Source organism: Agromyces sp. GXS1127 (genome assembly GCF_050565425.1).
Taxonomy (GTDB): Bacteria; Actinomycetota; Actinomycetes; order Actinomycetales; family Microbacteriaceae; genus Agromyces.
Map to the genome: position 1 here is coordinate 483,321 of NZ_JBOCIG010000001.1, position 16,146 is coordinate 499,466.

Annotated in this window: 19 protein-coding genes; 12 read left to right on the forward strand and 7 right to left on the reverse strand. The window is 73.1% G+C overall.

Going from position 1 to position 16,146, the window contains the following annotated elements; translation table 11 throughout:
* Positions 1-157: 157 nt before the first annotated feature.
* Complete coding sequence (locus ACQ393_RS02230; protein WP_430645187.1) at positions 158-775, forward strand: histidine phosphatase family protein; 618 nt, start codon at positions 158-160, stop codon at positions 773-775.
* 97 nt (positions 776-872) lie between these two features.
* Complete coding sequence (locus ACQ393_RS02235; RefSeq protein WP_430645188.1) at positions 873-1,424, forward strand: hypothetical protein; 552 nt, start codon at positions 873-875, stop codon at positions 1,422-1,424.
* 87 nt (positions 1,425-1,511) lie between these two features.
* Here ACQ393_RS02235 and ACQ393_RS02240 read toward each other — a convergent pair whose 3' ends face one another.
* Together ACQ393_RS02240 and ACQ393_RS02245 are read right to left on the reverse strand one after the other, a co-directional pair.
* Positions 1,512-2,780 carry an endonuclease/exonuclease/phosphatase family protein gene (locus ACQ393_RS02240; RefSeq protein WP_430645189.1) on the reverse strand — a complete coding sequence of 423 codons (1,269 nt, stop codon included), beginning with the start codon at positions 2,778-2,780 and terminating at the stop codon, positions 1,512-1,514.
* A gap of 101 nt (positions 2,781-2,881) precedes the next feature.
* Positions 2,882-3,631: a maleylpyruvate isomerase N-terminal domain-containing protein gene (locus tag ACQ393_RS02245; protein WP_430645190.1), complete on the reverse strand. Its 750-nt coding sequence runs from the start codon at positions 3,629-3,631 to the stop codon at positions 2,882-2,884.
* 328 nt (positions 3,632-3,959) lie between these two features.
* On the opposite strand from ACQ393_RS02245, the gene ACQ393_RS02250 reads away from it, so the two are divergent.
* Entirely contained in the window at positions 3,960-4,565 is a 606-nt protein-coding gene (locus tag ACQ393_RS02250) for a class I SAM-dependent methyltransferase (RefSeq protein ID WP_430645191.1), read from the forward strand.
* Complete coding sequence (locus tag ACQ393_RS02255; protein WP_430645192.1) at positions 4,562-5,281, forward strand: NAD-dependent deacylase; 720 nt, start codon at positions 4,562-4,564, stop codon at positions 5,279-5,281. Before ACQ393_RS02250 ends, ACQ393_RS02255 begins: the two co-directional genes overlap by 4 nt.
* Positions 5,282-5,494: 213 nt before the next feature.
* Here the strand turns inward: ACQ393_RS02255 and ACQ393_RS02260 are convergent, their stop codons facing one another.
* Positions 5,495-6,232: an EI24 domain-containing protein gene (locus tag ACQ393_RS02260; protein ID WP_430645193.1), complete on the reverse strand. Its 738-nt coding sequence runs from the start codon at positions 6,230-6,232 to the stop codon at positions 5,495-5,497.
* Between the two features lie 166 nt (positions 6,233-6,398).
* Here ACQ393_RS02260 and ACQ393_RS02265 point away from each other — a divergent pair, with 166 nt between their 5' ends.
* Genes ACQ393_RS02265 through ACQ393_RS02275 form a run of 3 tightly spaced genes read left to right on the forward strand, consistent with a single transcriptional unit; the run spans position 6,399 to position 7,990 of the window.
* A complete protein-coding gene (locus ACQ393_RS02265) occupies positions 6,399-7,340 on the forward strand; it encodes a cytochrome b/b6 domain-containing protein (RefSeq protein ID WP_430645194.1) in 942 nt (313 codons plus the stop codon).
* Positions 7,341-7,371: 31 nt separating this feature from the next.
* Positions 7,372-7,782: a DoxX family protein gene (locus tag ACQ393_RS02270; protein WP_430645195.1), complete on the forward strand. Its 411-nt coding sequence runs from the start codon at positions 7,372-7,374 to the stop codon at positions 7,780-7,782.
* 13 nt (positions 7,783-7,795) lie between these two features.
* Positions 7,796-7,990 (forward strand): hypothetical protein, encoded by a 195-nt coding sequence (locus ACQ393_RS02275; RefSeq protein ID WP_430645196.1) that lies wholly within the window; start codon positions 7,796-7,798, stop codon positions 7,988-7,990.
* Positions 7,991-8,102: 112 nt separating this feature from the next.
* On the opposite strand, the gene ACQ393_RS02280 is transcribed toward ACQ393_RS02275, so the two are convergent.
* On the reverse strand, positions 8,103-9,176 hold the full coding sequence (locus ACQ393_RS02280; protein ID WP_430645197.1) for a PHP domain-containing protein: 1,074 nt from the start codon (positions 9,174-9,176) through the stop codon (positions 8,103-8,105).
* A 100-nt stretch (positions 9,177-9,276) separates the two neighbouring features.
* Here ACQ393_RS02280 and ACQ393_RS02285 point away from each other — a divergent pair, with 100 nt between their 5' ends.
* Genes ACQ393_RS02285 through ACQ393_RS02295 form a run of 3 tightly spaced genes read left to right on the forward strand, consistent with a single transcriptional unit; the run spans position 9,277 to position 11,679 of the window.
* A complete protein-coding gene (locus ACQ393_RS02285) occupies positions 9,277-10,470 on the forward strand; it encodes an AI-2E family transporter (protein ID WP_430645198.1) in 1,194 nt (397 codons plus the stop codon).
* Positions 10,467-10,862 carry a hypothetical protein gene (locus ACQ393_RS02290; RefSeq protein WP_430645199.1) on the forward strand — a complete coding sequence of 132 codons (396 nt, stop codon included), beginning with the start codon at positions 10,467-10,469 and terminating at the stop codon, positions 10,860-10,862. Before ACQ393_RS02285 ends, ACQ393_RS02290 begins: the two co-directional genes overlap by 4 nt.
* Positions 10,863-10,866: 4 nt before the next feature.
* Entirely contained in the window at positions 10,867-11,679 is an 813-nt protein-coding gene (locus tag ACQ393_RS02295) for a nitroreductase family protein (RefSeq protein WP_430645200.1), read from the forward strand.
* Positions 11,680-11,710: 31 nt separating this feature from the next.
* Here ACQ393_RS02295 and ACQ393_RS02300 read toward each other — a convergent pair whose 3' ends face one another.
* Entirely contained in the window at positions 11,711-12,196 is a 486-nt protein-coding gene (locus ACQ393_RS02300) for an NUDIX domain-containing protein (RefSeq protein WP_430645201.1), read from the reverse strand.
* Between the two features lie 284 nt (positions 12,197-12,480).
* Here ACQ393_RS02300 and ACQ393_RS02305 point away from each other — a divergent pair, with 284 nt between their 5' ends.
* Positions 12,481-13,122 (forward strand): SDR family oxidoreductase, encoded by a 642-nt coding sequence (locus tag ACQ393_RS02305; RefSeq protein ID WP_430645202.1) that lies wholly within the window; start codon positions 12,481-12,483, stop codon positions 13,120-13,122.
* 14 nt (positions 13,123-13,136) lie between these two features.
* On the opposite strand, the gene ACQ393_RS02310 is transcribed toward ACQ393_RS02305, so the two are convergent.
* A complete protein-coding gene (locus tag ACQ393_RS02310; protein WP_430645203.1) occupies positions 13,137-14,090 on the reverse strand; it encodes a phytanoyl-CoA dioxygenase family protein in 954 nt (317 codons plus the stop codon).
* 87 nt (positions 14,091-14,177) lie between these two features.
* On the opposite strand from ACQ393_RS02310, the gene ACQ393_RS02315 reads away from it, so the two are divergent.
* Complete coding sequence (locus tag ACQ393_RS02315) at positions 14,178-15,008, forward strand: helix-turn-helix domain-containing protein (protein WP_430645204.1); 831 nt, start codon at positions 14,178-14,180, stop codon at positions 15,006-15,008.
* A gap of 10 nt (positions 15,009-15,018) precedes the next feature.
* Here the strand turns inward: ACQ393_RS02315 and ACQ393_RS02320 are convergent, their stop codons facing one another.
* Positions 15,019-16,041, reverse strand: a complete 1,023-nt coding sequence (locus ACQ393_RS02320; RefSeq protein ID WP_430645205.1) for a LacI family DNA-binding transcriptional regulator — start codon at positions 16,039-16,041, stop codon at positions 15,019-15,021.
* Between the last annotated feature and the right edge of the window lie 105 nt (positions 16,042-16,146).

A 16,146-nucleotide genomic window follows, 5' to 3' on the forward strand; every position in this document is an offset into this window, starting at 1 on the left:
CAAGAGTGCGCCCGGCGCGCACGGGCGGCATCCGTGCCGCACACGGAGATTCCCTCGGCGTCCACGTGGAGGTGTCCCGCCACCAGGCATCCATCCCCGCGCGGCATCCAGCGCCCGCGCGGCATCCGCCCAGACGGCCCCGCCTAGGCTGGAACCCATGCATCTCGCCCTCGTCCGCCACGGACAGACCGACTGGAACCTCCGCGGCCTCATGCAGGGCCGGACCGACATCCCGCTGAACGCGACCGGCCGGTCCCAGGCCGAGGCCACGGTCGCCCTGCTCGACCCCGCCGACTGGGACCTCGTCGTGAGCTCGCCGCTCATCCGGGCCCGCGAGACCGCCGCCATCCTCGCCGACGGCCTCGGACTGTCGGTCGGCGCCGAGTACGACGCCCTCGTCGAGCAGGACTTCGGCGACGCCGAGGGCACCCTCGTCTCCGAGATCGACGAGCGCTGGCCGGGTCGCGCGTTCCCGGGCAAGGAGCCGGACGAGGAGGTCGGGCCCCGCGGCATCCGCGCCCTCGAGCGCATCGCGGTCGACCACCCCGACGCGCGCGTGCTCGCGGTCGCGCACGGCACCCTCATCCGGCACGTGCTCGCCGAGCTCAGCGGGCACCACCCGCGCAGCTACCCGAAGCTCGACAACCTCTCGGTCTCGCGCGTCGTCCGCGCCGAGGCGGCGTGGCAGGTGCACACCGTCGGCGGCGCGGTGTTCGACGACGTGCTGCCCACGCTGCTGCCGGCGGCCGAGGTCGAGGTCGGCGCGCGCGCCTGACCGCCCCTCCGGGCCCGTGTTGCGATCTCGGAACGATCGTGCGACGGGCCGGTGTCGCCCCTCCCGCCCCCGCCCGCGCCCGACGTATGATCCGGAAATGGAGGCACCGGGCAGCACCACCCTGGTCGTCGTGGGCGAGGAGACGACCGCCGCGATCGGCTCCCTCGCCGGGCTCGCGAACGTCGAGAGCGCGACGTTCGCCGAGATGACGGATGCCACCGACGCCGAGGTCGTCACGTGGTCGTCGACGTCGCACGCGCCGTTCGTGGTGCACGACCGCGATCCGCTCGGCCACGTGGCATCCGCCTGGGTCGAGTTCTACGACGAGCGCTCGACGCTCGGGGTCCTGCAGATCGAGATCGACCAGGTGATCGACGCGGTCGCCCGCCACGAGCTGCGGGTGCCCGACTACTACGTCGTGCTCGAGCCCGAGTCGCTGCGGGGGACCTGGATGCACTGGTGGCTCGGCGTGGTCGCCGCGGCGTCGCCGAGCCGCGTGCTGCCGTGGGAGCCGGGCGACGCGCCGCTCGCCGGCCTCATCCGCCGCCTGCCGACCGCGCGTGCGTGGCCCGAGGTGCGCGAGTGGCTGCCGGGCGTGGTGAAGGCCGTGCCCGATCGGTGCGGGCCGGGCCTCCCCGGCGCGGCCTGAGCGCGAGCGTTCGAGTGCGATTCCTGCGGTCGGGTGCGCGCTGATCCGCGCCTCCACCGCAGGAATCGCACTCGGTTGCGATCGGGGTCAGCCGCGCACGTGCAGGTCGACCCAGACGAGTCGGTGGTCGCTCGACGGGAACGGGAAGGTGCCCGTGAGCGCCGACAGCGGATCGGCCAGGACCGGCCAGAACACGCCGGCACCGGCCACACGGAGGTCCTTCGACGGCAGCACGTAGTCGGCGCGCAGGTTGCCGGGCGCCGGGTTGTCGTTGAAGTCGGCCGTGTCGAGCGCCGGGTCGCCCTCGTGCGTCAGGTTCGCTCCGCCCTGTACGGCGGCGGCCTCGACCGCGCCCGCCGAGGTGGGCATCGGGTCGCTGATGCGCGGGTGGTCGAGGAGCTGGTCGATCGCGGCATCCACCGAGTCGCCGTCGAGCGGGTCGGCGTTCTGGTCGCCGAGGATCACGAAGGACGAACCGGGCTTCAAGCCGCCGGTCGCGCCGTCGTCGTCGTAGATGTACCGCGAGCCCGCGCCCGGCTTCACGTAGTCGGCCCAGAAGCGGATCTCGTCGTGGTTGCGCGTGCCGTTGCGGTCCTCGGCGCCGTCGAAGGTCGGCGGCGTCGGGTGCGAGGCGAGCACGTGCACCGTCCGGCCGTTCACCTCGACGGGAACGTCCCAGTGCGACTTGCTCGAGAGGCGGAACACGTCGAGCTCCTCGGGCGAGTACCAGTCGGCGGGCTCGGGGGTGTTCGGGTCGTCGGGCAGCAGCGCGCCCGGCATGTCCTTCCAGAGGAAGTGCTGGAACGTGCGCACGGCCTCGGTGTCGATCGGATGCTTCGAGAGCACCGCCATCCCGTACTGACCGGGGAAGAGGCCGAAGCCGAACGCGTCGTCGCCGCCGCCGACGACGCCGTTGTTGTTGAGGTCGAACCCGCTCGAGATGCCGGTGTTCGACGGCGCGACGAACGCGTAGGGGTACTCGACCGGGTCGGCGCCACCCTGCGAGACCTCGAGGTAGTTGTCGCGGAACAGGTCGACGGCCACGCCGCCCTCGACGTAGTCGAACTCGTTCAGCAGCACGATGTCGGGATTCGCACGCTGGATGATCTCGGCGACGGTCTTCGCCTGCGCGTTGTCGGGCGTCGACAGGTCGTCGACGAGCTGGCCCTCGAAGCTGCGGTTGAGGGACAGGTTGTAGGTGGCGACGCGGACGGTGTCGGCGCGCCCGGGTTCGCCGCCGGGCGCGGCGTGCGCCGGTGCGACGACGACGGAGACGCCCAGCGCGATCGCCGCGACCGAGGCGGCGACGAGCGGGGTGCGGCGTGCGGTGCTGGGGCGATCGGGTCTCATGGACATGCGAGCTCCTCTGCTGGCGTTCGGATCCGCGCTCAGGCTAGGCCGCTCCGGTGACCGCCGGAAGAACCCCGCGCGAACGAGCAGCGCCGCGTCGCGCGTGCTCAGAGGTGCACGGGCGTCGTTGCGAGCGCGGTCGCCACGTCGGCGTTCCCGTCGACGCGGAAACGGCCGTCGGCGGCGACGAGGTCCGCGCGTTCCCAGAGCAGCAGTGCGAGGTCGCCGACGACGGCCGAGATCGTCACCGCGGCCGGCGGGGTCGATGCCGCCTCCGCCGGCTCCCGTCCGAGGACCCACTCCGGCCGGACGCGCCACGCGTCGACCGTGTCGGTCGCGGCGAGCGCGACCGCGCCGGCAAGGGGCTCGATGCCGCGTCGGCGCGCCTCGGCCATGAACACGTCGCCGAACTCGTCGATCGCGTCGGCTCGGCCGTCGGGGCCGACCTCGGCCGGGAAGCGTGGATCGGGATCGAGCGCCGTGCGCAGGTCCCAGAGGTGCTTCGTCGCCTCGTGCGCCATCCGTCGATGCCAGAACCGGATCGGACCCGTCGCGCCGTACAGGATCGGCACGGTGCGTTCGGGGTCCGCGATCTCGAGCACCGACACGAGCGCATCGCTCCCCTCGCGGAACCAGCGCGCGCGATCGGCGTCCTCCGGCCGGCGGAACTCGCGGCGGTCGGCGGGTGCGCCCGTGCGCACGACCTCGGCCGCCCAGCGCTGGATGTTCCCGAGGTGGTCGACGATCCGACCCGCGGTGGGCCAGATCGCCGATCGCACGGGTGCCTCGGGGTCGGTCGATGCGGCGATCGCAGCGAACGCCGAGCCGACCGCTCTGAGATCGCTGAGGGACGACATGCCTCCATCCTGCCGCGCCCGGGGTTCGTGCGCGCGATGATCGCCACTGCTGCGGGGTCGCCGGGTGCCGCGGCCCGGCCGACCACGGGATCGTCGAGTGTCGCGGGGTCGAGGTGCGCCAGCGCGCCGTAACCGGCCGCGCCGGCCGTGATGGACTGGACGGCCCATCGTCGCGCGAGCAGGGCGAGACCATCGGCCGAGCCGACCCCGTCGACGTGTTCGAGGAAGCGCAGCTCCCCGGCTGCCTGGCTGCGTCGCGGAGCGCGTATCGCTGAGCGGCGGGCCGACCGCTTGACGAGCGGGGCGCCGCGTGGTCGCATGACCTGTGATGGATGCCACGCGGCCCCCGCTCATCACCGACGACGAGCTCGACGACCTCGAGCGCGAGGCCATCGGCCGCGTGCGCGGGCGGGTCCTCGAGATCGGTGCCGGCGAGGGCGAGAACTTCGGCGCATTCGACCACGAGGTGGAGTGGCTCGGGCTCGAGCCCGACGCCGAGCGACGCGTCGAGCTCGCGACGCGGGCACGGGAGTGGCGCCATCCGGCCGAGCCGCTCGACGCCGTCGCCGAGCGGATCCCGCTCGAGGACGCATCGGTCGATGCGGTCGTGGGCACCTACGTGCTGTGCTCGGTGACCGACCAGGCGGCCGCGCTCGCCGAGGTGCGCCGTGTGCTGCGACCGGGCGGGGCGGTCGTGTTCGTCGACCACGTCGCCGCGCCGCCGCGCACCCTGAAGCGCGGAATCCAGCGGGCCGTGACCCCGTTCTCGCGACGGTTCTGCCACGGATGCCACTGGGACCGCGACACGGGCGCCGCGCTCGCCGAGGCCGGGTTCGAGGTCGACGAGGCGCGACTGGTGCGCGTGCCGTCGTTCCCGTTCGGACCGACCCGGGTGCTCGTCTTCCGCGGGCGTGCACCCGAGGCGACGGCGTGACGCCCGGCCTCGGCGGAGTCCCGCGCATCGTCGTGCTCACGGGCGCCGGGATCTCGGCCGAGAGCGGCGTGCCCACGTTCCGCGACGCAGGCGGACTGTGGGAGGGCCACCGCGTCGAGGACGTCGCGACGCCGGAGGCCTTCGAACAGGACCCCGACACGGTGCAGCGCTTCTACGACGCGCGACGGCGCGCCGTGGCATCCGTCGCCCCGAACCCGGCCCACGACGCGCTCGCCGCGCTCGAGCGCGAACTCGGCGACGACCTGCTCGTGGTCACGCAGAACATCGACGACCTGCACGAGCGGGCCGGGTCGACGCGCGTGCTGCACATGCACGGCGAACTCGGCCGCGTGCGGTGCCTCGCGTGCGAGGCCCGCTCGGAGGCGCCGGGCGACCTGCTGCCCGGGCCGCCGTGCCAGAACTGCGGCGAGCGGATGCTGCGCCCCGACGTCGTCTGGTTCGGCGAGATGCCGTACGGGCTCGACGAGATCGACCTGGCGCTCGCCGGGTGCGAGACGTTCGTCGCGATCGGCACGTCGGGTGCCGTCCACCCGGCGGCCGGGTTCGTGCTCACGGCGTCGGCGTTCGGCGCCGAGACCCTCGAGCTGAACCTCGCCGGGAGCGAGATCACGTCGTTCTTCGCGGAGTCGCGACTCGGACTCGCGAGCCTCGTCGTGCCCGAGTGGGTCGGCGAGGTGCTCCGCGAGGGGCGATGAGCCGAGCGACGACGGATGCCGCGGTGCGTGGGCTGCCGCCGCGACACCCGCCGCCGGGTCCCCGGGGCGAGCAGTCGTGTCCCCCGACGAACACCCGCCCCGACACCGGCGGGGCCTCGCGCCGCGCCGCGGACGACGCGACGCGAGGGTGACCCGCCACTACCTACTTCCGACGGAATCGTGGGATCGGATGCACCGCACGGGAGTCGGATGTCACTGCGGCGGATCGACCACCGCCGACCGTGCGAGCAGGGTCGCCCCGGCGACCGCGGCCGGCATCGTCGCGATCGCGCCGAACGGCACGAGGAAGCAGAGCTGCGTGGTGATCCCGAAGCCCAGGAACCGCCACCGGTTCGCGCGGAGCAGCGCTCGGCGCTGCTCCGGCGGGATGCCGCGTGCGTCGAGTGCACGCGCCGCGAGCTCGCGCGCGAGCAGGCGCCCGGTGAGCACCACTCCGAGGATCGCGGCGGCGACCGTGCCGACGACCGGCACGATCCCCACGAGTCCCACGACGATCGCCGAGAGCAGGCCCTGCAGCACGAGCACGAGCGACCCGCGGACTCCCGCCCAGAACCCCGGGCCCTCGCCGGGCGCCACGCCGGCGGCGTCGGTCTCGACGGCCGCCCAGATGCGCTCGTAGAACGGGTCGCCGACGATGAGCGTCAGCGCGGTGAAGGTGACGACGGCGAGCACCGCCGCCCCCGCGAACACGACGACCGCGACGAGCGTGCGGAACGCGAGCCGCCAGAACTCCTGCCAGGCATCGGCGAAGGGTGTGGCGAGGTCGATGAGCCCGGGCAGCCCGACTCCGAGCGCCACGAGCCCCCAGACGAGCGCCGCGAACACGATCGCCGCCGGCACGAGGCCGAGCAGCATCACGCCCGGGTCGCGACGCCAGAACGCGAAGCCGCGGAACAGCATCCGGGCTCCGTCGACGAGATCGTGCAGCATCGGGCCAGCATAGGTGGGCCGCCAGGTGCGACGCGGTGTTGCGCGCGCGTCACGCGCTCCCAGCCGACGGCGATATCGTCGGAGGCATCCGTTTCACGCCCGGTGCGCACGCGCCGCCCGGCAGCCGGCCGGTGCCGGCATCCGTTGGAGAAGGACCCGACGCCGCATGACCACGAGCCCCACCACGTCCGCCCGCGCCGCCGAATGGTGGAAGGCGCAGCGCACGCGCGTGCTCTGGGGGACCGTGATCGTCCTGGTCGCGCTGGTGGTCGGCATCGTGATCGCCCGGCTCCTGGTCGGGCTGCCCGCCGTCGAGGCGTTCCTCGACGCGTACCCCGGCATCGTGCCGCCCCCCGAGGGCACGCCCGTCGGCATCCCATGGTGGCTCGGCTGGCAGCACTTCCTCAACGCGTTCTTCCTGGTTCTGCTCGTGAAGACCGGCCTCGAGCTGCGCGGCAAGCGCCGCCCGCCCGGGTTCTGGACGCGCGACAACACGCGGTGGCCGCGCACGAAGCGCGCGCCGCGCCGCCTCGGCATCTGGCTCTGGTTCCACCTCTGGCTCGACGCGCTCTGGGTGCTCGTCGGCATCACCTACGTGGTGCTGCTGTTCGCGACCGGCCAGTGGCTGCGGATCGTGCCGACCGACTGGGCCGTGGTCCCGAACGCGATCTCGGCCGCGCTGCAGTACGCGTCGCTCGAGTGGCCGACCGAGGACTCCTGGATCGTCTACAACGCCCTCCAGCAGCTGGCGTACTTCACGGTCGTGTTCATCGCGGCGCCGCTCGCGCTCGTCACCGGGCTACGGCTCTCGTCGATCTGGCCGGTCGAAGGCCGCTGGGCGTCGGCGAAGAGCGAGCGGACGGCTCGCGCCATCCACTACCCGGTGATGCTGTTCTTCCTCGCGTTCACGTTCGTGCACGTCGTGCTCGTGCTCTCCACGGGCGCGCTGCGCAAGCTGAACCAGATGTACGCGGCGCGCGACGCCGACGACTGGATCGGCTTCGCGGTGTTCTCGTTGTCGGTGGTCGCCATGGTGGCGGCGTGGTTCGCCGCCAGGCCTCCGCTCCTCAAGCGCATCGCGGCGAAGTCGGGGCGCGTGCAGGGCTGACGTCGTCGCACCCGGTCCCTAGGCTCGAGTCATGACCCGGCCTGCTCCCGTTCCCCCGTCCACGCCCGCGCGGACCGCCGCGCGGTGGACGCTCGCGGCCTTCCTCGTGTTCGCCGGCGTCAGCCACCTGTTCTGGGCGCGACGCGAGTTCCGCGCGCAGGTGCCCACGTGGGTGCCGCTGGACGCCGATGCGGTGGTCGTCGGTTCGGGCGTCGCCGAGATCGGCCTCGGTGCGGCCCTCGTCGCGCTGCCGCGCGAACGCTCGCGCATCGGCTGGCTCATCGCCGCGTTCTTCACCGCGGTGTTCCCCGGCAACGTCGCGCAGTGGCGCGAGCGCCGCGATGCGTTCGGCCTGACGAGCGACCGCGCACGGTTCATCCGGCTGTTCTTCCAGCCGATGCTCGTCGCGCTCGCGGTCTGGTCGACCCGTCCGCGAGCCTGACTAGGCTCGGAGGATGAGCCGCACCGTCTGGACCGTCCTCGGCGTCATCGCCGCCGTCGTGATCGCATGGATCCTCGTCGACGTCGTCTTCAGCGTGCTCTGGTTCGTCGTGAAGCTCGTGATCGTCGCGGTCGTCGCGGTCGCCGTCTTCTTCTGGCTGAGGTGGCTCGTGACGCGTCGAGACGACCGCAAGGCGGTCGAGCGATAACCGGGTCCGGGCGCGTCGCGGTGCCCGAGGTGCTGGACTGGCTGGTGGAGCGCTCGGGCTCGGCCGTCGAGACGCGCCCGTCGCAGACCGTCGACTCCGTCGCGTCGGACGACTAGGGGGCGACCCGCTTCTTCGATCCCGCCCAGTCGACGAGCCGGTCGGCGTCCCAGGTCGTGACGATGCGCTCCGCTGGGATGCCCGCCGCCTCGGCGCGCGCTGCCCCGAGCGCGAGGAACCCGAAGTGGCCGGGCGCGTGCCCGTCGCTGTCGATCGCGAAGCGGCAGCCCGCCTCGAGCGCGACCGCGATGAGGTCGTCGGGCGGGTCCTGGCGCTCGGGGCGCGAGTTGATCTCGACCGCGACGTCGTGCTCGGCGCACGCGGCGAACACGGCCTCGGCGTCGAACTCCGACTGGGGCCTCGTTCCGCGCGAACCCTGCACGAGCCGGCCCGTGCAGTGGCCGAGGACGTTCATGCGCGGGTCGCGGATGGCCCGCAGCATCCGCTTGGTCATCTCGTCACGCGGTGCGCGGAGCTTCGAGTGCACGCTGGCGACGACCACGTCGAGGCGGTCCAGGAGGTCGGGGCGCTGGTCGAGCGAGCCGTCCTCGAGGATGTCGACCTCGATGCCGGTGAGGATCCGCACACCGAGGTCGCCGCGGTCGCGCGCCCCGCGCTCGCCCTCGTCGCGACCGGGCTCGCCGAGCCCCGCGTTCAGCGCGCCCACGATCTCGAGCTGCGACTCGAGCCGCTCGGGAGAGAGGCCGTTCGCGACGCGCAGGTTCGGCGAGTGGTCGGTGAGGGCGAAGTACTCGAGCCCGGCGGATGCCGCGGCGCGCGCCATGGCGGCGATGCTCGTCGTGCCGTCCGACCAGTCGGAGTGGGCGTGCAGGTCGCCGCGGAGGAGTGCGCGCAGGCCCGTCGCGGCCTCGACGCCCGCCTTCTCGCGGAGGTCGGCGAGGTAGCCCGGCACCTTCCCGTCGAGCGCCTCGACGATGACCCCGAGGCTCGAGTCGCCGATTCCGGGCGTCCGCTTCAACCGCCCGTCGGCGGCGCGGGCGCGGAGCTCGTCGTCGGGGAGCGGGCCGATCACGCCCGCCGCGCGACGGAACGCCTTCGCCTTGAACGGCGACGCGAGCTGCACCTCGAGCAGCGACGCGATCTCCTCCAGCGCCTGTACCGGGTCCATCGCTCCAGTCTGCCCGCCGCCGCGGGCGACCGGAACCGGGTCCCGGACCCACCGGCGTCAAGGCCTGTCCGCGGGCGCGCCGCGCCCCTAGGGTCGAGCCATGTTCTTCCGACGCCGCACCGCACCGGAACCTCGCGCCGACCGCCCCGACGACGCCGCGCAACTGCTCGAGCACGCGCGCCGCGGCGCGGGCGGACCGATCTGGAACGACCGCCTCGGCAGGTGGTCGGTCCGGAGCCTGCAGGTGCTCATCATCGTGGTGCTGGGCGCGCTCGCGATCTACGCGCTGACGCGCGTCACCCTCATCGTCATCCCGGTCCTCATCGCCCTCATCCTCGCCGCCGCGGCGAGCCCGCTCATCGCCCTGCTCCGCCGCATCATGCCGCCGATCCTCGCCGCGTGGGTCGCGCTGCTCGGCGGCATCCTGGTGCTCGGCGGCATCGTCACGGCCATCGTGTTCGCCGTGCGCTCGCAGTGGGACGACCTCGCCACGTCGGCCACCGAGGGCTTCGACGACCTGCTCGGCTGGGTGCGGTCGCTGCCCATCCCGATCGACCAGTCGCAGATCGACGACTGGCGCAACAGCATCGTCGACTTCGTCACGAGCGCCGAGTTCGGGCAGAGCGCCCTGACGGGCGTCTCGCGGGCCACCGAGTTCTTCACGGGGCTCGTGCTCATGCTCGTCGTGCTCTTCTTCTTCCTGAAGGACGGCGACCGCATCTGGGCCTTCTTCATGCGGCCGTTCTCGGGTGAACGACTCGAGCGCGGCCGGCGGGTGGGCGAGACCAGCGTGAAGGTGCTCGGCGGCTACGTGCGCGGCACCGCGATCGTGGCGCTCGTCGATGCGGTCGCCATCGGCATCGGCCTGGCGATCCTGCAGGTCCCGCTCGCGCTGCCGCTCGCCGTCGTCGTGTTCCTCACCGCCTTCATCCCGCTCGTCGGCGCCACGGTCGCCGGGATCCTCGCCGCGCTCGTAGCGCTCGTCGCCAACGGGCCCATCGTGGCGCTCATCGTGGTCGCGATCGTGATCGCCGTCAACCAGCTCGAGGGCGACCTGCTCCAGCCCGTCGTCATGGCCCAATCACTCAAGCTGCACCCGCTCGTGGTGCTCGTCGCGCTGACCGCGGGCACCATCCTCGGCGGCATCGCCGGCGCGGTGCTGGCCGTGCCGCTCACGGCGGTCGGCTGGGCGATCATCAAGGTCTGGGATGCCCCGGACCCCTCGATCGACGAGCGCCGGCGCTTCGGTCGACGGAGGGCCCCCGTGCGGTCGAGCGACGTGTCGGCCGCATGACGGGCGCCGCGCCCGTGCTCTGCACGGCCGCCGCCGGGGCCTACGCCGCGAACTGCGCGCTCGGCGCCTCGGTCGCCCTGGGCCTCGTCGACACGAGCGGATTCCGGTGGGTGCACCACGCGCTCTACCTCGCCACGTGCGCGCTCTCGGTCTCCGCGCTCGCCGCGGCGCTGCGGCCGGGCGCGAGCGCACGGAGCCGAGCCGGCATCCGTCCGTCCGGTCGCGTCGCGGCCGGCGACCGCACCGGCCGCGCGGCCGCCGCCCTGCTCGCTCCCGCAGTCGTGCCGCTCGCCGTGATCCCGTACGCGGGAACGCGCGGCACGCGGCATCCGCTCATCGCCCTCGCGGCGGCGCCGTTCCTCGCGGCCGCCGCCGTCCGCTCGTGGAGGTAGCACCATGGAACTGCTCGACGCCATCCGCCGCCGCAAGACCACCAACGGGCCGTTCCTCCCCGACCCGGTCTCCGAGCAGCACCAGCGGACCCTCATCGAGGCGGCCGGCCGCGCACCGTCGCAGCTGAACAGCCAGCCGTGGCGGTTCGTCCTCATCGAGGACCGCGGCACGATCGAGACCGTCGCGCGAATCTCGGGCGAGAGCATGACCGAGGCCATGTCGAACGGCACCTTCTTCGAGCGCTACAAGCCGTACTTCCGCTTCAGCCGGGCCGAGATGGAGGAGAAGCGCTCGGGCATGCTCTTCGACAAGCTGCCCGCGGCGCTCCGCCCGTTCACCAGCCAGGTGTTCACCAAGCGCGGGCAGAAGCTCATGAACACCTTCGGGGTGCCGACGACGCTCGGCGAGGAGAACCGCAAGCTCGTCGCCGGGTCGCCGCTCCTCCTCGGCGTCATGCTCGACCGGTCGGAGTACCGGCCGGGCCAGCTGTCGTCGTTCTACTCGGTGTTCAGCATGGGCGCGGCCATGGAGAACATCTGGCTCACGACGGTGGAGCTCGGCATGGGCATCCAGTTCATCTCGTTCCCCATGGAGGTGCCCGGCCGCTGGGAGCAGATCGTGCGCCTCCTGAAGGTGCCCGACGAGCTCGAGCTCATGGCCGTCTACCGGCTCGGGTACGTGCCCGAGGCGCAACGCCGGCCCGCGATCGACTGGGTCAGCCACGAGCGCAAGCTGCCGTCGCAGGTCGTCTTCCGCGAGACGTGCGCCACGCCGCAGGAGGGGTGGGACGAGCCGCGGTCGGCGCCCCTCGGGTGAGTGACGGATGCCGCGGCCTCGCGCCCGCGCGTCAGCCCACGCCGTCGGCCTCGGCGGCGAGCCGGGCCTCCAGGCGGTCGAGCGCGACGACCTGGCCCTTGACGAGCAGTTCGCGCGCCTCGTCGACCGCGGCCCAGTGGGCCTCGTCGATCTCGGGGAACGCGACCGTGACGCCGGAACGCGGCGGCCACTCGAGCTCGAACATGCCGGGGCGCAGCTCGTCGACCTCGAACCCCGGCGACTCCCCGGCGAACACGTGCAGCACCTTCTTCGCGGAGGCCCGCACGGTGCCGAGGTCGACGTATCCGACATCGGGCGCCGCGACGCCGACCTCCTCCTCGAACTCCCGGAACGCCGCCGCGCGCGGCTCCTCACCGGGATCGATGATGCCCTTCGGCATCGACCAGGCGCGCTCGTGCTTTCCCGCCCAGTACGGGCCGCCCATGTGGGCGATGAAGACCTCGAGTCCGGGCGTTCGTCGGTACAGCAGCACGCCCGCGCTCTGCAGCGTGGTCATCGGCGGGGTCGACGGGATTCGGGTGCGGACCCGCGTCAGCGCTTCGGTGCTCGGGCGAAGACCCAGAGGCAGGCCGCGAGGCCCAGCCCGCCGACCGCCATGATCCCGAAGATGGCTCCCCAGAGCACCGTTTCGACCGACATGCGCACCTCCGTGTGTCCGTGCGTTCATTCTGGCGCGGCGGGGTGCGCGGGCGCCAGCACCACGACCGACGGGATCCCGCGGTGGCCACCCGTCGCATCCGTCGGTAGCGTTGGGGTGTCGAACGGCGGGGGAGGCTGGTCATGGCGAAGGTGCTGATCATCGGCGGGCACGGTCGGGTCGCGTTGCGGCTCGCGCGGGTCCTGGTGGAGCGCGGCGACGAGGTCGACGCGGTCATCCGGAACCCGGAGCACGAGGCCGACGTCGCCGCGACCGGTGCGAACCCGGTCGTCGCCGACGTCGAGACGCTCGACGTTCCGGGTCTCGCCGACGTGATCGCCGGGCACGACGCGGTGGTCTGGTCCGCGGGCGCGGGCGGCGGCGATCCGGCGCGCACGCGCGCGGTCGACCACGACGCCGCCGTGCGATCGATGGATGCCGCGGCGCAGGCCGGCGTCGGCCGGTACGTGATGGTGTCGTACTTCGGGTCCCGCGTCGACCACCGGGTGCCCGCCGACAGCGCCTTCCGGCACTACGCCGATGCGAAGGCCGACGCCGACGAGCACCTCAGGGCGTCGGGCCTCGACTACACGATCCTCGGTCCGTCGACCCTCACCGACGGTCCCGGCACCGGCCGGATCGACGCGACCGGAGAGGAGAGCTCCGACGTCGATCGCGCCGATGTCGCCGACGCCGTCGCGGCGGCCCTCGTCGAACCGGCGACGGTCGGTCGCACCATCCGCTTCAACCGCGGCGAGACGCCGATCGCCGAGGCGCTCCGCTGACGGCGGGGGCGCCGTCAGTCCGTGAACGGCACGCTTCCTGCGCTGCAGTACGAACCCGGCGAGTGCACGAGGTGCGCGATGCGCAGCTCGGCCGCGTCGTCGCCGCTGTCGTCGGGGCGGAGGGCGGGGTCGACGTGCCAGGCGAACCCCGTGGCATCCGGGTTCGCACGGGCGTGCTCGCGGAGCGCGACGGGCAGCAGCCGGAGGCGGCGGTCGACCCACTCGGCGTCCCACGGGCCCTCGGCGAGGATCTGCTCGGCGGCACGGAACTCGTAGTAGATGGTGCGGCGGAGCCGGTTGCCGGTGACCGCCTCCGAGCCGTGCACGACCATGACGTCGTGCACGAGCACGTCTCCGGGTTCGAGCTCGACCTGGATGACGCCCGGGGCGTCCCATCCGAACTCCTCCTGCAGCTGGCACACGTCGACCGGGGCGAGGTGGGAGCCCGGTGCGACGCGCAGGGCGCCCTCCCCGGCACGCGAGGCGTCGAGGTAGACGTCGATGTTGAAGATGCGGTGGGTGCGGGGGTGCACGGCGTCCTGGTGCCAGTCGATGGCGGCACCGTCGCCCTCGTCCTTGAACACCAGCGACTCGTAGGTCGGCACGAAGTCCGGTCCGGCCAGGCTCTCGGCGATGCCGAGCACCTCGGGGCTGCCGAGGAGCTCGAGCGACGCGGGCCGCCCCTTGCCGTGCAGGTAGTCGACGCGGAACATGCGCCGGCTGCCACCGCGGGTCGCCCACTGGTAGTCGGATGCCGCCGGGTCGTCCTCGCCCAGGGCGCGACCGTCGGCGATCCAGCCGTCGGCCGCCGCCTGGAGGCGGGCGAGCGTGGGGCCGGGGATGCGGCCGCGGAGCACGAGGTAGCCGTGCTCGTCGAAGAACCGCACCTGCTCGGGGGTGAGGTGATGTTCGACCGCCACGGGTGCGGCGGTGCCGGTGGTGGGCGCGTCGGGCTCGACGATGGTCATGATGGTCCTTCCGTTCGCGGGTCGGTTCCACGGTAGGGACGAGGATCGCGCAGTTCCTCTCGCAGAACGTGCGAGAATTCCGGGATCATGCGTCTCGCCGAACCGGATCCGGAGCACGGGGCGGGGTCGTTCGGCCTCGCGTGCTGGCATGGCGCGCCCGCGGCGATGGCCCTCGCGCATCGGCACGACGACCTCGAGTTCAACGCCTCGCCGAGCGTGCTGGAGTACCTCGTCGACGGGCGTTCGGTCGTCATCCCGCCCGGAACGCTCGCGGTGTTCTGGGCGGCCAGGCCGCATCAGCTGGTGACCGATGCCACGCGGAGCCGCGTGTCCTGGCTCACGGTGCCGCTCGGCACGGCCGTCGGGTGGGGACTGGGCCGGGGGTTCGTCGGAGGCCTGCTCGGCGGGGGCATCGCCCTCGTCGCCGAGCGCCCGGGACTCGACCTCGCCTCGCGGGTCGGAGTCTGGGCGGGTGAACTCGCCGACGGCGGCGAGGCGGCTCGCGCCGCCACCGCCGAGATCGAGGGGTTCGCCCGACGCGCGGCGATCGCCGCCGGCGAGCTGCGACCGGTGCTCGCCGAGCGCGGGGTCGGCATCCGGCCGGACGCGGCCGCCATGGCGGCCTGGATCTCGGAGCACGCCGCGGACGACATCCGCGTCGGGGAGGTCGCGCGCCACGTCCACCTCGCCCCGCAGCACGCGATGACCGTCTTCCGGCGCGCCCTCGGCATCACGATCGGGGAGTACCTCGCGCAGTGCCGGGTGGCACGGGCCCAGCACCTGCTGCTGACGTCGGAGCTGCCCGTCCCCGAGGTCGGGCACGCTGCCGGGTTCCGGTCGCAGAGCCAGTTCTATGCGCGGTTCCGCGAGCGGTGCGGCGAGCCTCCGGCCGCCTATCGACGGCGCCTGCGCGGCTGACGGTTCCGGCTCAGGCCGAATCCCGCCACACGATCTCGCATTCGAGGCGGCGTTCCGCAGGCGGGTCCTCGCCGCGGAGGCGGGCGAGCACGAGTTCTGCGGCACCGGCACCGAGGCCCGCCGCCGGCTGGCGCACGGTCGACAGCGGCGGCGTCGTGCGGCGTGCCCAGGCGCTGTCGTCGAAGCCGACGACGCCGACGTCCTCCGGGACGCGGCGCCCGGCCTCCTTCAGCGCCTCGATCGCGCCCGCGGCGACCGCGTCGGAGGCGGCGAACACCCCGTCGAGGTCGGGTGCGCGCTCGAGCAGGCGTCGCATGCCGTCCCGTCCGGCGGAGTAGGAGTAGAGCGGCACGGGTTCGACGAGCGCGTCGTCGAACCGGTCGCCGAGCGCGTCGCGGAAGCCGGCGAGCCGATCGGCGCCGGAGTCGCGGTCGAGGGCGGCCGCGATCATGCCGATGCGTCGTCGGCCCGTCGCGGCGAGCCGGTCGGTGATCGAGCGCGCGGCGCCGACGTTGTCGATGACGACGAACGACGCGGTCCCGGCGGCCCCGGGCGGGTGGCCGACGTAGGCGGCGGGCATCTGCAGGCGTTCGACGACGCGCGTGATCGGGTCGTCGGCGCGCGCCGAGACGATGATCACGCCGTCGACGAGTCCGCCCGAGAGGTACCTCGCGACGCGGTCCGTGTCGCGCTCGGTGTCGACGATCAGCACCGCCATCTGGTGGTCCGCCTCGGACAGCCGGGTGTTCGCGCCGAGGAGGATCTCGCCGATGTTCGGGTCCTCGACGAACAGCGAGTGGGGTTCGTGCACGATGAAGCCGACCGCCTGGGTTCGCTGCATGACGAGGTTGCGGGCTGCGGTGTTCGGAACGTAGCCGACCTTCGCGATGGCCGCTTCGATCGCCTCGCGGGCGGCCGCCGACACGTATCGCTCTCCGTTGACGTACCGGCTGACGGTGCCGCGCGAGACGCCCGCCTCGAGTGCGACATCGTGCACGGTGGCCCGCTTGGCGCGCGCCGGCTTCGTCGACATGCGACCCACTGTATCGGCGGCGAGGTCTTGACAGGGATGCCGCGCGGTGCCATTCTGTGTACGTTCACAGAAAGCGCCCGAGGTGTTCACCCAGCCAAATCTGTG

What these genes read in the sequence shown, in the direction of transcription:
- ACQ393_RS02315 (WP_430645204.1), top strand. Translation starts at nt 14,178, where the DNA reads ATGCGTCTCGCCGAACCGGATCCGGAGCACGGGGCGGGGTCGTTCGGC.
- ACQ393_RS02260 (WP_430645193.1), bottom strand. Translation starts at nt 6,232, where the DNA reads ATGCTGCACGATCTCGTCGACGGAGCCCGGATGCTGTTCCGCGGCTTC.
- ACQ393_RS02265 (WP_430645194.1), top strand. Translation starts at nt 6,399, where the DNA reads ATGACCACGAGCCCCACCACGTCCGCCCGCGCCGCCGAATGGTGGAAG.
- ACQ393_RS02310 (WP_430645203.1), bottom strand. Translation starts at nt 14,090, where the DNA reads ATGACCATCGTCGAGCCCGACGCGCCCACCACCGGCACCGCCGCACCC.
- ACQ393_RS02250 (WP_430645191.1), top strand. Translation starts at nt 3,960, where the DNA reads ATGGATGCCACGCGGCCCCCGCTCATCACCGACGACGAGCTCGACGAC.
- ACQ393_RS02280 (WP_430645197.1), bottom strand. Translation starts at nt 9,176, where the DNA reads ATGGACCCGGTACAGGCGCTGGAGGAGATCGCGTCGCTGCTCGAGGTG.
- ACQ393_RS02295 (WP_430645200.1), top strand. Translation starts at nt 10,867, where the DNA reads ATGGAACTGCTCGACGCCATCCGCCGCCGCAAGACCACCAACGGGCCG.
- ACQ393_RS02270 (WP_430645195.1), top strand. Translation starts at nt 7,372, where the DNA reads ATGACCCGGCCTGCTCCCGTTCCCCCGTCCACGCCCGCGCGGACCGCC.
- ACQ393_RS02290 (WP_430645199.1), top strand. Translation starts at nt 10,467, where the DNA reads ATGACGGGCGCCGCGCCCGTGCTCTGCACGGCCGCCGCCGGGGCCTAC.
- ACQ393_RS02320 (WP_430645205.1), bottom strand. Translation starts at nt 16,041, where the DNA reads ATGTCGACGAAGCCGGCGCGCGCCAAGCGGGCCACCGTGCACGATGTC.
- ACQ393_RS02305 (WP_430645202.1), top strand. Translation starts at nt 12,481, where the DNA reads ATGGCGAAGGTGCTGATCATCGGCGGGCACGGTCGGGTCGCGTTGCGG.
- ACQ393_RS02230 (WP_430645187.1), top strand. Translation starts at nt 158, where the DNA reads ATGCATCTCGCCCTCGTCCGCCACGGACAGACCGACTGGAACCTCCGC.
- ACQ393_RS02240 (WP_430645189.1), bottom strand. Translation starts at nt 2,780, where the DNA reads ATGTCCATGAGACCCGATCGCCCCAGCACCGCACGCCGCACCCCGCTC.
- ACQ393_RS02245 (WP_430645190.1), bottom strand. Translation starts at nt 3,631, where the DNA reads ATGTCGTCCCTCAGCGATCTCAGAGCGGTCGGCTCGGCGTTCGCTGCG.
- ACQ393_RS02235 (WP_430645188.1), top strand. Translation starts at nt 873, where the DNA reads ATGGAGGCACCGGGCAGCACCACCCTGGTCGTCGTGGGCGAGGAGACG.
- ACQ393_RS02275 (WP_430645196.1), top strand. Translation starts at nt 7,796, where the DNA reads ATGAGCCGCACCGTCTGGACCGTCCTCGGCGTCATCGCCGCCGTCGTG.
- ACQ393_RS02285 (WP_430645198.1), top strand. Translation starts at nt 9,277, where the DNA reads ATGTTCTTCCGACGCCGCACCGCACCGGAACCTCGCGCCGACCGCCCC.
- ACQ393_RS02300 (WP_430645201.1), bottom strand. Translation starts at nt 12,196, where the DNA reads ATGACCACGCTGCAGAGCGCGGGCGTGCTGCTGTACCGACGAACGCCC.